Genomic DNA, 11,944 nt, shown 5'->3' with positions numbered 1-11,944 from the left:
ACTCGAACCCTGGACACCCTGATTAAGAGTCAGGTGCTCTGCCAACTGAGCTAATAGCCCGAATTTATATGGTGGGTCATCAGGGACTCGAACCCTGGACACCCTGATTAAGAGTCAGGTGCTCTGCCAACTGAGCTAATGACCCATAATTTATCTATCTTTGTGGTGCGCCCAGTAGGACTCGAACCTACGACCTCCAGATTCGAAGTCTGTAACTCTATCCACCTGAGCTATGGGCGCCTGATGGCTGAAAAATGGAGCGGGTGATGGGAATCGAACCCACGTATCCAGCTTGGAAGGCTGGAACTCTACCATTGAGCTACACCCGCATATTCTGGAGCGGAAGACGGGACTCGAACCCGCGACGTTCACCTTGGCAAGGTGACGCTCTACCAACTGAGCCACTCCCGCATCGTCAATGAATAACAGCATATTCTAAAAAACAACAATGGTGCGGGCGAAGGGACTTGAACCCCCACACACATGGTACTAGATCCTAAGTCTAGCGCGTCTGCCAATTCCGCCACGCCCGCAAACAAAACAGTATAAAATTGGTGAGCCACCGGGGAATCGAACCCCGGACACCATGATTAAAAGTCATGTGCTCTACCGACTGAGCTAGTGGCTCATAATGGCTGGGATGGCAGGACTCGAACCTACGAAATGCGGGAGTCAAAGTCCCGTGCCTTACCGACTTGGCTACATCCCAAAATAATAATTGGGGTGGGTAGTGGGACTCGAACCCACGGCCTCCAGGGCCACAACCTGGCGCTCTAGCCAACTGAACTACACCCACCATATTATGGTGCGCCTGAGACGACTCGAACGTCCGACACACGGATTAGAAGTCCGTTGCTCTATCCAACTGAGCTACAGGCGCATGGAGCGGGTGATGGGAATTGAACCCACGTATCCAGCTTGGAAGGCTGGAACTCTACCATTGAGCTACACCCGCAATATTATCAACCTGGTCGGGGTGACAGGGATTGAACCTGCGACCTCATGGTCCCAAACCACGCGCGCTCCCATCTGCGCCACACCCCGATTTCTTGACAACAAAATATAGTATACATGAATTTTTAAATCAGGTCAATACCAATAATATAAAAAATCTAAAGTTCCTGAATGCTCGGCACGATTAAGCCGCTATCTATCGTAACAACAGCATATGTTTCCGCATCGCCTTTTGGAAGCGATAAACTTCCCGGATTTAAAAAAAGTATATTATCCTTTTCAAAAGCTTCGGCAAAATGCGTGTGTCCGAAAAAAACAGCATCTACCTTTTCCTCTATTGCCTTGAAGCAAATGTCCGTGTAATCATACTTGACGCTGTATTTATGCCCATGGGTGAGCAATATCCTTTTACCCTCCACCGTAATTATTTTATCCGTTTTGACATACGGGTTAAAATCGCAATTGCCCTTTACACATATTATTTCTCTTTTTAACTCTTTTGATACGCTTTCGGCATCCCTGCAGTAATCGCCTAAATGGATTAAAAGGTCGGCTTCGCCTGTTTTTTCGATGGCCTTTTTTAAAGCATAAGTATCACCATGAGTATCGCTGAATACCCCTATTCTCAAAATATTTACCCCCTGTAAGCTGCCAATTATTATATAAATAATCGCTTGAAATCAGCCTGATTAATTAGTTGAACAGGCAATCTTCAATTTTTCTTTTAAAGCCCTAAGGGCCTTACCCCTGTGGCTTATCTTGTTTTTTATATTTTCACCAAGTTCCGCAAATGTTTTATTATATTCAGGCACATAGAACAAAGGGTCGTATCCAAAACCGTTTTCACCTGCAGGTTCATTTGCGATATACCCGTCTATTTCGCCCCTGGTGACTATTTTTCTGCCATCAGGATATAATAATACAACTGCTGCGACAAATTTCGCACTTCTTTTATCATAAGGAATATCCTTCATTAATTCAAGTACTTTATTATTATTTTTTAAACTGTCACCATGCACGCCGGCAAATCTTGCGGAATAAATGCCTGGAGCGCCTCCGAGGGCATCGATTTCCAATCCCGAATCATCGGCCATCGTCGGAATGCCGGATATTTTTAACGCAACCTCTGCTTTTTTTAATGCGTTCTCTTCATATGTATCGCCATCTTCCATTACATCAACATCGATTTTTAATTCTTCCAGGCTTTTTATCAAATAAGGCAAATCCCATAAAATCTCTTTTATTTCTTTAACCTTACCCTGATTTTTTGTGGCTATCAACAAAGTATTCATCTGTCTTTTCCTATCCTCGCCGCTGATTCCTTAAGAGATTCTTTCTGAAGCAGTATCAGCTCGCGTATGCCCTTTTCGCCCAGCTTAATCAATATGTCCATATCATCCCTCGTAAATGGTTTCTGCTCGCCTGTTCCCTGTATCTCCACAAATTCGCCGCTGTCGGTCATTATGATATTCATATCAACCTGAGCCCTCGAATCCTCCTCATAGCAAAGGTCAAGCAGCTTTTCCCCGTCTACGATGCCGACACTTATCGCCGCTACGTGATCATTCAACGGATATTTTTGAAACTTGACTGTCTCATCCAGTTTATTTATCGCATCAACCAGAGCTATGAACGAACCTGTGACAGATGCCGTGCGGGTTCCGCCGTCGGCCTGCAAAACATCACAGTCTATCCATATGGTTCTCTCACCCAGTAATTTGAGGTCAACGACGGACCTTAACGCCCTGCCGATCAGCCTCTGTATTTCCATAGTTCTCCCATCGACTCTTCCCCTTGATGACTCTCTTGTCCTTCTTGCTTTGGTAGACCTCGGGATCATTCCATACTCACATGTTATCCATCCCTCGCCTGTTCCCTTTAAGAAAGGAGGGACCTTATCTTCTATGGAAGCTGTGCATATAACTTTTGTATTCCCCTCTTCTATAAGCGCTGACCCTTCTGCATACAGGTTGTAATTTCTGGTTATTTTAACATTCCTTTTTTCATCATATTTCCTTCCATCTATCCTTTCCATTAAAAAACACTTCCTTCATTTTAATAAAATAAGCAATAATAAAGACTAATTCTTATCAGTACACTCATATTATTATATATGAATATTATTTTTATCCGCAATACTATCTTTTAAACTACTTGGGTGCATATTTTTAATATAATTTCGATGCACCACAGCTACAGCAATGATTTTATCGGGATTTTATATAAAAAATACGAGTTACTTCATGGATTTTAGAATACTCAAAATAATTATAATAAACATACTTTGCACTTAATAATTATATCACAATGTTAAATAAAACCAACATAAAAAACAGGTGGTGGGAATTTGAAAAGTATAAGGGAATACAAAAATGGTAAAAACGCTCCTTCGCTGAACCAGATACTCTGTCAGTCCCTGTGGTATTCACAGTGCTGCGTCCTGTCGGTAGCTTTTATGTCAGGCTTCGGTATACCATGGAACTATGACGAGAATATGGTAAGAGAATGGCTGAATCCAAATGATATAAAAAAAGATGAGCTAAATGTTCATGAAAACATGACAGTCCTCAGGGCGGTTTATAAAAAGGGAAACCCTCATTACTGCAATGCATATAACGGAAATATAGACGATTACCAAAATTACTTATGGGACGACAACTCTTTCAAAAAAACAATTACACCATCGTCGCAGGCTTACCTGATAATGGATGAAATAATGCTGGCCAAATATTTTCATAACTGCGCGAAGGGGTGTTACAGGGAAAGCAAAAATATAAATGGCAAAATCGTCGATTCGCACCTCTTGATAAACTCTGCAAAAATACAGGGAAAATTTGCATCGGATTATCTAAGAAATGAGGATGGATTATTTGTTTCAAAGAAAGATATAAGTGAAAACCCCTATGGTGATCCTGTACTTGAAGATCAGGAAGAACAGCCCGATATTTCCGACCAGGCCTTGATGCTCAAGGCATTTTCCATGCTTTCATACGCATGCAAGAACCCGGATTATCCCATGTTTGAGGATGAGGGCTTTTCTCTGGAATTTAAAAAATACGCAGATGAACTATACGTTGTATTCAAGGATTCATACGACGAAATATTTGAAAGCAAAACCAAGGACATATGCAGTGTTATATCTGCCTCCATAGAATACTGCAGATTATGTGAAAGCAAGCCGGATGCGGCAAATTTCATTACAAGCCTTGCGCTTGAACTCGATTCGAGGATAGATATGTCGGGTAACGTTTTGAGATTTCCCTATGAAAACAAGCTTTCCTCAAACTCCACCTGCTTCATGGTTCTTAAAACGCTCATGGAGTCATACAGGTTTACCGGCATAGAGAAGTTCTTGAATACGGCGAAAGCTCTATATAGAAAGCTTAACTTATTATGGAACTCAAATGCTTGCCTTTATGCGCTTGACAGCGATGATAAATACAGGTATACGGCAAGGGATGTAAGTTTTGTTATCGCCGGGCTGAATTCGCTGCGCCTTTTCGCAGACGGCGACATGGCAGGCGATGCAAAAAGCAAGCTCATCTATTACTTTAATAATGCCGTGAACAATTCCAAGATATCGCAGTCGAGGTTTGCTCCGCCATCAGTCAGCGATTTTGAAACGCTGTTTAACAATAAAAGATTCAAAGACGGCAAAGTGGATTCCCCATTTTCGGACAGCGACATACCGGATCATCTGGATATCGAAATTGCGCCGGTGTTCGCTAAAAAATTCACTTACAAAACAAAGAAGAACAATTTTAGCATCAATAGCTCAAGTTTTTATTCAGAATATGCTTTATGCCTGGCATTTGAAATGCTGCAGATGAACTATCCTGAAATTGAATGCTTTTACAGCAAAGACGGCGCCGAATTCTAGATTTTTAACACAGTAATAAAATTTATGTTATTGTACAAAATAACATAAAGGAGGCTGCCCTCTATGACAAATATCAATTGTTCTGCAAATTGCATTTATGAAAGCAACGGCAAATGTACATTAAACATTATAAGCACCATGACGAATTTTACGGATTCAGGATCTGACTGCGCATATTTCAAGCAAAAACAAAATACCCCGGGTAGGGAGTGCAATAAAGATGAAAAATGAAAAAAGGACTGCTGCATATATATAACTATACTAAGCGGCTTTTAAGATGTGCCTCTATAATCAGTTATTTTGCGACAGTCCTTTCCCCTAATTTACTGTAGTAATTCCCCCGCTTGAAAACGTTTTAAACCGGATGCTTATTTACTAAGTTCCTGTTTCAATATCCGGTTTGCAATGGCAGGATTTGCTTTCCCCTTTGACTCTTTCATTACCCTTCCTACCAGAAAGCCCAATGCCCTGTCTTTGCCGTTTTTATAATCTGCAACCGACTGCTGATTCTCAGATAAGACTTTCAGCACTATTCCCTTTATAAAATCGGTATCGCTATTTTGGATTAAACCCCTATCCTTTACAATAGCGTCAGGATCCTTACCGGTTGTGAACATCTCGTCAAAAACCTTTTTGGCTGCAGTGCTGCTTATAGTCTTTTTGTTAACCAAATTTACGAGTTTTCCTATATGCTGAGGAGTTATTTTCAGCCCTTCTATTTCCACGCCCTTTTCATTCATGAGCCTTAGCATTTCCACCATAATAATGTTGCTTACCGACTTTGCATCATCTGTATATTTAACACATTCTTCAAAGAAATCTGCCAGTTTTTTTGATGATGTCAGTATATCCGCATCATACTCCGGAAGTTTATACTGCTCTATAAACCTCTTTTTCTTATCATCGGGAAGCTCAGGGATACTTTGCCCTATCTCTTTTATCCATTCGTCGCTTATGCTTATTGCGACTAAATCCGGTTCAGGAAAATATCTGTAATCATGGGCATGTTCCTTGCTCCTCATTACAAAAGTCATCTCCTTGGAATCATCCCATCTTCGCGTATCCTGATGAACGGTCCCTCCGCCGTCCAGCAACTCCTTCTGCCTAGTTCTTTCATATCCCAAGGCTTTCTCCAAAGCTTTAAACGAATTCATGTTTTTTATTTCTGTTTTGGTTCCGAATTTATCTTCACCTTCAGGCCTTATGGATATATTGGCATCGCATCTTAAAGAACCCTCTTCCATCTTGCAGTCGGAAACACCTATATACCAGAGGATGCTTTTGAGTTTCTCAAGATACAGTCTGGCTTCTTCCGGTGATCTCATATCGGGTTTCGAGACTACTTCGATAAGAGGAACACCTGCCCTGTTATAATCGACAAGGGACCCGTCCCTTACATGTAAAAGCTTTCCTGCATCTTCTTCAATATGTATCCTCTCTATTCCAATTTTCTTCGGGCCGTTTTTGGTTTCTATCTCTATAAATCCATTGGCACACAGTGGAAAATCCTGCTGGGTTATCTGATAATCCTTAGGACAGTCAGGGTAAAAATAATTTTTACGAGCCATGCGCGACGCCCTCGTTATGCTGCAGTTAAGCGCAAGCCCGGCCTTAACTGCATATTCGACTGCTTTTTTATTGATTTTAGGAAGGCTTCCGGGCAGTCCCAAGCATACGGGACAGCAATGGGTATTCGGCTGCCCTCCGAATTCTGAAGTACATCCACAGTATATCTTTGTCTTTGTGGATAGTTCCGCATGAACTTCCAGTCCTATTATAGTTTCGTAATTCATTTTACTTTCCACCTCTTAGCTCAGGATTCATTTTATGCCAATCGGTATTCATCTGGTATGCATAACCAGCCTTCAATAATTTTTCCTCTTCAAAATAATTTCCTATGAGCTGCATTCCGACCGGAAGGTTCGAGCTCATCCCGCAGGGCAAAGATAATGCGCATATTCCTGCTATATTTATGGGCACTGTGCACACATCCGACATATACATCGAAAGGGGATCATTTATTTTCTCTCCTATCTTGAATGCGACGGTAGGCGAAGTTGGAGAAATAAGGATATCGCATTTTTTAAATGCATTTTCAAAATCCTGCTTTACAAGTGTCCTTACCTTCAATGCCTTATTATAATACGCATCATAATATCCCGCCGATAAGACATATGTTCCAAGCATTATCCTTCTTTTTACTTCATCGCCGAAGCCTTCCGTCCTCGAATTTATGTATATATCTATGGAGTCTTCAAACTTCTTTGATCTGTATCCATACCTTATTCCGTCAAACCTGGCAAGGTTTGAGCTGGCCTCGGCGCTTGCCAGGATATAATAAACCGCCAGCGCATATTCCGTATACGGCAGGGAAATATCGACGACTTCTGCTCCCAAGGATTCAAATACTTTTGCGGCATCGAGCACGCTGCTCTTCACGTCACTGCTTATGCCTTCCTTGAAATACTCCGCCGGTATGCCAATCTTCATGCCCTTGACATCTCCGCCTAGCGCTTTTCTATAATCCTTCTTATCCATTTTATATGATGTCGAATCCTTCTCGTCATAGCCCGCTATAGAGTTTAAAACTACGGCCATATCTTCAACATCCTTTGTAAAAGCACCTATCTGGTCAAGTGATGAAGCAAAAGCTACAAGCCCGTATCTCGACACAAGCCCGTAAGTAGGCTTTATGCCTACCAGCCCGCAAAACGATGCAGGCTGCCTTATGGAACCGCCGGTATCAGAACCTAGTGCAAATGCCGCCTCTCCTGATGCTACCGCTGCGGCCGACCCTCCGCTGGAACCTCCGGGGACGCACTCTGTATCCCACGGATTCCTTACAAGCTTAAATGCGGAATTTTCAGTAGATGATCCCATCGCGAATTCATCCATATTTGTTTTCCCGAGCAACAAGGCTCCGTCTTTTTTCAAATCTCCTATAACTGTTGCGTCATACGGAGGAATGAAATTTTCAAGCATCTTTGAAGCGCATGTCGTCTTTACCCTGTTCGTGCAAATATTGTCCTTTATAGCGGCGGGTATGCCTTCGACGTCTTTTATTTCCTCGCCTTTCGATATCCTTTCATCCACTTTCTGGGCATCATTTAATGCATTTTCAAAATTCTTTTCCAGGTATGCACCAATTATGCCATCCTGCTCTTCTATCCTTTTTATATACATGCTTGCTATTTCTTTAGCCGATAAATCTTTATTTTTAAGTTTTTCGTGAAGCTCATGAATAGTATACATAGACCATCCCTACCCTTCAATTATCTTAGGCACTTTAAAGTAGCCATCCTGCTTGTCGGGCGCATTTTTAAGCACCTCTTCGCTATTTAAGCTCTCGCCTTTCTTATCTTCCCTGAAAACATTCTGGATAAAAACAGGGTTTACCGAAACAGGTATGTCATCCGTATTCAATTCGTTTAGCTTGTCGACATAACCTACAATGTCATTTAAATCCTTCGTGAATTTCAAAAGCTTATCTTCGCTGAACTTGAGCCTTGCAAGTTCAGCTACATACTGTACATCTTTAATAGTTACTTCCATATGCTAAACCACCCTTCAAAAATATTGGTAAAACAGCCTCGAACATGTTTTTTATTTATATTCTTTTAACCGCCATATAAAGCTTCTCGCCGTTTAAGCTCCACTTTGTATATTCGGCATCGGCGTTTTCATCTTCGGAAACGGTATCCGAAAGGGTCTGGGATTTAATATAGTCTAAATTATCCTTTATGATTTTATCCAGTTTGCTGTTTCCATAATAATAAAACTTTATCCTGTCTGAAACTTCAAATCCCGAATCTTTTCTCATATTCTGTATCTTGCTTATCACTTCTCTTACATAACCCTCTTTTATGAGATCTTCCGTAAGAGTTTTATCCAATATTATAGATATATCGCCATTTGTTTCAAATGTAAAACCTTCCTTGCCTTTTATGTTTATCTTTACGTCGTCGGAAGTTAAAGCGATCTCTTCGCCTGCGGCATTTATGTTGAAGGAACCTTCCCTTTTAAGCTTTGCCGCGGCTTCTGCAGCAGGTACTTTCTTAAGGGCTTCGCCTATTTTGGGAACTAGCTTCCCATATTTGGGCCCTAAAACAGGATAATTTATTTTCAAGCTGTAATCTACAAAATCGCCCACATCATTTCTAAACTCAACTTTCTTGATGTTGAGCTCATCCTTTATTATATCCACATAATAGTCCGGAAGGATTCCCTTTCTGAAGAAAACCAGCATTTCAGACAGAGGCTGCCTGTTTTTAATATTCGCATCATTCCTCGATGCCCTTCCGAGCTCCACGATCCTGTATGCGGTATCCATTTCATCTTCAAGGTCTTTGTCGATGAGAGCTTCATTGCACTCAGGATAACTGCACAGGTGCACGCTGACGGGCGCCGATGGATTTATACTCCTGACTATATTCTGATATATCTCCTCCGTTATAAACGGCACAAAAGGAGCCGCCAGCCTTAAAAACTTCTCAAGAACCGTATAAAGAGTCATATATGCCCCGATCTTATCGGCGTTCATATCGCTCTGCCAGTATCTCGATCTGTTTCTTCTCACATACCAGTTCGATAATTCATCTATAAAATCGGAAAGCGTTCTGGCTGCCTCGGTAATCCTGTAAGTATCCAAGTACCCGTCAACGGTTTTTATAAGCGAATTAAGTTTGGATATTATCCATTTATCCATTACATTCGATAATTCTAATTTATAATCATTGGGATCGAAATGATCTATTTCCGCATAAAGCACATAGAATGCATAAACATTCCAAAGCGTCCCCATGAATTTCCTCTGGTATTCGCTTACGCCCTCTTCATAAAATCTCGACGGCAGCCATGGTGCCGAAGCGGCATAAAAATACCACCTTGTGGCATCGGCCCCTTCCTTGTTCAATACATCCCACGGGCTTAACACATTTCCTTTGTGCTTTGACATTTTCTGCCCGTATTTATCCTGTACAAGCCCAAGTACTAAACAGTTTTCAAATGATGCCCTGTCAAATAGAATAGTCGATATTACGAGGAGAGTATAAAACCATCCTCTGGTCTGATCGATGGCCTCGCTTATAAACTGCGCAGGAAAATTCTCCTCGAACTCTTTTTTATGCTCAAAAGGGTAATGCCACTGTGCAAAAGGCATCGATCCCGAATCAAACCAGCAATCTATAACCTCAGGCACCCTTTTCATTTCCCTTCCGCATATGGGACACTTAAGCTTTACGGCATCTATATACGGTTTATGCAACTCTATATTGCCCGGGACATTTATTCCCTTTTCCTTTAATTCCTTTATACTCCCAATGCATTCTCTATGGCCGCACTTACATTCCCATATATTAAGAGGAGTCCCCCAGTATCTTTCTCTGCTTATTCCCCAGTCTATCACATTTTCCAGGAAATTTCCGAACCTTCCCCTCTTGATATTATCAGGATACCAGTTAATAGTTTCATTATTTCTAAGCAGCTTATCCTTAACCGCCGTTGTTTTTATAAACCATGTGTCTCTTGCATAATATAAAAGGGGCGTATCGCATCTCCAGCAGAAAGGATATGAATGCTCATGCTTTTCTTTCTTGAACAGAAGTCCCCTCTCATCCAAGTTCTCTGTTATAGGTTTGTCAGCATCCTTTACGAACATGCCCCTCCATGGAGTTACTTCTTCCTTCATTTTTCCCTGAGTGTCAACTAACTGGAGCATAGGAAGATCATATTTCTTTCCGAGGTTGAAGTCGTCTTCACCGAAAGCAGGTGCAATATGGACGATCCCTGACCCTTCCGTCAGTGTTACAAAGTCTCCGTTAGCTACATAATAAGCTTTTTTATCCAATTTAGCGAATTTATAGAGAGGTTCATATTCCATTCCCAGGATTTTTTCACCCTTGAATGTCTCTACGACATCCGCTTCATCATTTAAAAGCGGCAGCCTTGCTCTGGCAAGAATCAGATACTGGTCATGGTACTTTGCCTTTACATAATCTTCTTTCTTGTTTATAGCAAGGGCCACATTGCTCGGAAGCGTCCACGGTGTTGTCGTCCACACAAGAAAATATGTGTCATCCATATTCTTTACTTTGAATTTTACATATATGGATGAGTCAACCACATCTTTGTACCCCTGGGCGACTTCATGGCTGGACAGAGCCGTACCGCACCTCGGGCAATAAGGTACAACCTTATAGCCTTTATACAAAAGTCCCTTATCCCAGATCTGCCTTAACGCCCACCATACAGATTCTATATAATCATTATGATAGGTTACATATGGGTTATCCATATCTATCCAGTAACCTACCCTATGGCTCATATCCTTCCACTCATTTGCGTATGTGAACACGCTGTCCTTGCATTTTTTTATGAACTTTTCAACACCGTACTCTTCTATCTGAGGTTTTCCTGAAATGCCGAGCTGTTTTTCAACCTCAAGTTCAACCGGCAGCCCATGGGTGTCCCACCCAGCCTTTCTTAAAACTTTATACCCTTTCATTACCTTGTATCTTGGTATTATATCCTTCATGGCCCTTGTCAGCACATGCCCTATGTGAGGTCTTCCATTGGCAGTCGGGGGACCGTCATAAAGAGTAAAACTCTTGCCATTTTTGTTCTTCTCTTCGCTTTTTTTAAATATTCCCTGTTTATCCCAGAATTTTAATATTTCCTCTTCCATCGCAATAAAGTTCAAGGAAGATGAAATCTTTTTATACATCATAATCTCCTCCTTACTAATAATAAAACCCTTCATCCGTAAAACATAACAGGACGAAGGGTTATTCCGCGGTACCACCTGATTTGGCAAACTGCCCTCTATGCCCCTTTAACGGTGAGCAGCCGGTAACATCTACTTTGAATTCAATATACAGCTCAAGGGTGATTTTCAATATTATACCGTACCGGTCTTCCACCTGCGCCGGCTCTCTTCAACTTAAATAATATCTACTCTTCCTTTTCATAGCCATTATCTGTTTTTCATTATATGACTAAATATCACAATTTGTCAATAATTTCGCTTACAGATCTTCAATTCACAATTTGAAATCAGTCATAAATAGGATTATGTTATTTTGAGCGACGAATGAGCATTATGAGAGTTTTGAT

General features: G+C 41.4%; 9 protein-coding genes, 12 tRNA genes and 1 other annotated feature (1 of these 22 cut by a window edge). Of the genes, 2 read left to right on the top strand and 19 right to left on the bottom strand.

All coding sequences use genetic code 11. The features are described from left to right. From QME45_13305 to rph, 15 genes are all read right to left on the bottom strand, one after another. Positions 1 to 60 (bottom strand) — tRNA-Lys (locus QME45_13305) (it extends 116 nt beyond the left edge of the window). 9 nt (positions 61 to 69) lie between these two features. Next, a tRNA-Lys gene (locus QME45_13300) sits at positions 70 to 145 on the bottom strand. An 18-nt stretch (positions 146 to 163) separates the two neighbouring features. Then, positions 164 to 240: transfer RNA gene (locus tag QME45_13295), tRNA-Arg, on the bottom strand. A 15-nt stretch (positions 241 to 255) separates the two neighbouring features. Further along, a tRNA-Gly gene (locus QME45_13290) sits at positions 256 to 329 on the bottom strand. 6 nt (positions 330 to 335) lie between these two features. Continuing rightward, positions 336 to 411, bottom strand: a tRNA-Gly gene (locus QME45_13285). Between the two features lie 38 nt (positions 412 to 449). After that, positions 450 to 533: transfer RNA gene (locus QME45_13280), tRNA-Leu, on the bottom strand. Between the two features lie 19 nt (positions 534 to 552). Continuing rightward, positions 553 to 628: transfer RNA gene (locus tag QME45_13275), tRNA-Lys, on the bottom strand. Between the two features lie 4 nt (positions 629 to 632). After that, positions 633 to 709, bottom strand: a tRNA-Gln gene (locus QME45_13270). 10 nt (positions 710 to 719) lie between these two features. Beyond that, positions 720 to 796, bottom strand: a tRNA-His gene (locus tag QME45_13265). Between the two features lie 7 nt (positions 797 to 803). Continuing rightward, positions 804 to 880, bottom strand: a tRNA-Arg gene (locus tag QME45_13260). A 1-nt stretch (position 881) separates the two neighbouring features. After that, positions 882 to 955: transfer RNA gene (locus QME45_13255), tRNA-Gly, on the bottom strand. A 13-nt stretch (positions 956 to 968) separates the two neighbouring features. After that, positions 969 to 1,044: transfer RNA gene (locus tag QME45_13250), tRNA-Pro, on the bottom strand. Between the two features lie 68 nt (positions 1,045 to 1,112). Continuing rightward, positions 1,113 to 1,583 (bottom strand): metallophosphoesterase, encoded by a 471-nt coding sequence (locus tag QME45_13245; GenBank protein ID MDI6619611.1) that lies wholly within the window; start codon positions 1,581 to 1,583, stop codon positions 1,113 to 1,115. A 60-nt stretch (positions 1,584 to 1,643) separates the two neighbouring features. Next, a complete protein-coding gene (locus QME45_13240) occupies positions 1,644 to 2,246 on the bottom strand; it encodes an XTP/dITP diphosphatase (protein MDI6619610.1) in 603 nt (200 codons plus the stop codon). Then, positions 2,243 to 2,989: a ribonuclease PH gene (rph, locus tag QME45_13235; GenBank protein MDI6619609.1), complete on the bottom strand. Its 747-nt coding sequence runs from the start codon at positions 2,987 to 2,989 to the stop codon at positions 2,243 to 2,245. Before rph ends, QME45_13240 begins: the two co-directional genes overlap by 4 nt. A gap of 312 nt (positions 2,990 to 3,301) precedes the next feature. Between rph and QME45_13230 the strand changes: the two genes are divergently transcribed. Together QME45_13230 and QME45_13225 are read left to right on the top strand one after the other, a co-directional pair. After that, the gene (locus QME45_13230; GenBank protein MDI6619608.1) at positions 3,302 to 4,834 is read left to right on the top strand and encodes a hypothetical protein; all 1,533 of its coding nucleotides are present in this window, start codon (positions 3,302 to 3,304) and stop codon (positions 4,832 to 4,834) included. A 63-nt stretch (positions 4,835 to 4,897) separates the two neighbouring features. Further along, entirely contained in the window at positions 4,898 to 5,065 is a 168-nt protein-coding gene (locus tag QME45_13225; protein ID MDI6619607.1) for a hydroxymyristoyl-ACP dehydratase, read from the top strand. Between the two features lie 137 nt (positions 5,066 to 5,202). On the opposite strand, the gene gatB is transcribed toward QME45_13225, so the two are convergent. From gatB to ileS, 4 genes are read right to left on the bottom strand one after another with little or no spacing between them, the layout of a single operon-like run. After that, a complete protein-coding gene (gatB, locus tag QME45_13220; GenBank protein ID MDI6619606.1) occupies positions 5,203 to 6,627 on the bottom strand; it encodes an Asp-tRNA(Asn)/Glu-tRNA(Gln) amidotransferase subunit GatB in 1,425 nt (474 codons plus the stop codon). Position 6,628: 1 nt separating this feature from the next. Further along, positions 6,629 to 8,086 (bottom strand): Asp-tRNA(Asn)/Glu-tRNA(Gln) amidotransferase subunit GatA, encoded by a 1,458-nt coding sequence (gatA, locus tag QME45_13215; GenBank protein MDI6619605.1) that lies wholly within the window; start codon positions 8,084 to 8,086, stop codon positions 6,629 to 6,631. A 9-nt stretch (positions 8,087 to 8,095) separates the two neighbouring features. Next, positions 8,096 to 8,386: an Asp-tRNA(Asn)/Glu-tRNA(Gln) amidotransferase subunit GatC gene (gene gatC / locus QME45_13210; protein MDI6619604.1), complete on the bottom strand. Its 291-nt coding sequence runs from the start codon at positions 8,384 to 8,386 to the stop codon at positions 8,096 to 8,098. 55 nt (positions 8,387 to 8,441) lie between these two features. Continuing rightward, entirely contained in the window at positions 8,442 to 11,555 is a 3,114-nt protein-coding gene (gene ileS, locus QME45_13205; GenBank protein ID MDI6619603.1) for an isoleucine--tRNA ligase, read from the bottom strand. A 46-nt stretch (positions 11,556 to 11,601) separates the two neighbouring features. After that, positions 11,602 to 11,808: a binding site (T-box leader), on the bottom strand. Between the last annotated feature and the right edge of the window lie 136 nt (positions 11,809 to 11,944).

It is taken from the genome of Clostridiales bacterium, from assembly GCA_030016385.1.
GTDB lineage: Bacteria > Bacillota > Clostridia > Clostridiales > Oxobacteraceae > JASEJN01.
This window is presented reverse-complemented; position numbering and strand designations above follow the sequence as displayed.

Coding starts and splice junctions, on each gene's coding strand:
- QME45_13240 (MDI6619610.1), bottom strand. CDS start 2,246: ATGAATACTTTGTTGATAGCCACAAAAAATCAGGGTAAGGTTAAAGAA.
- rph (MDI6619609.1), bottom strand. CDS start 2,989: ATGGAAAGGATAGATGGAAGGAAATATGATGAAAAAAGGAATGTTAAA.
- QME45_13225 (MDI6619607.1), top strand. CDS start 4,898: ATGACAAATATCAATTGTTCTGCAAATTGCATTTATGAAAGCAACGGC.
- gatB (MDI6619606.1), bottom strand. CDS start 6,627: ATGAATTACGAAACTATAATAGGACTGGAAGTTCATGCGGAACTATCC.
- gatA (MDI6619605.1), bottom strand. CDS start 8,086: ATGTATACTATTCATGAGCTTCACGAAAAACTTAAAAATAAAGATTTA.
- gatC (MDI6619604.1), bottom strand. CDS start 8,386: ATGGAAGTAACTATTAAAGATGTACAGTATGTAGCTGAACTTGCAAGG.
- ileS (MDI6619603.1), bottom strand. CDS start 11,555: ATGTATAAAAAGATTTCATCTTCCTTGAACTTTATTGCGATGGAAGAG.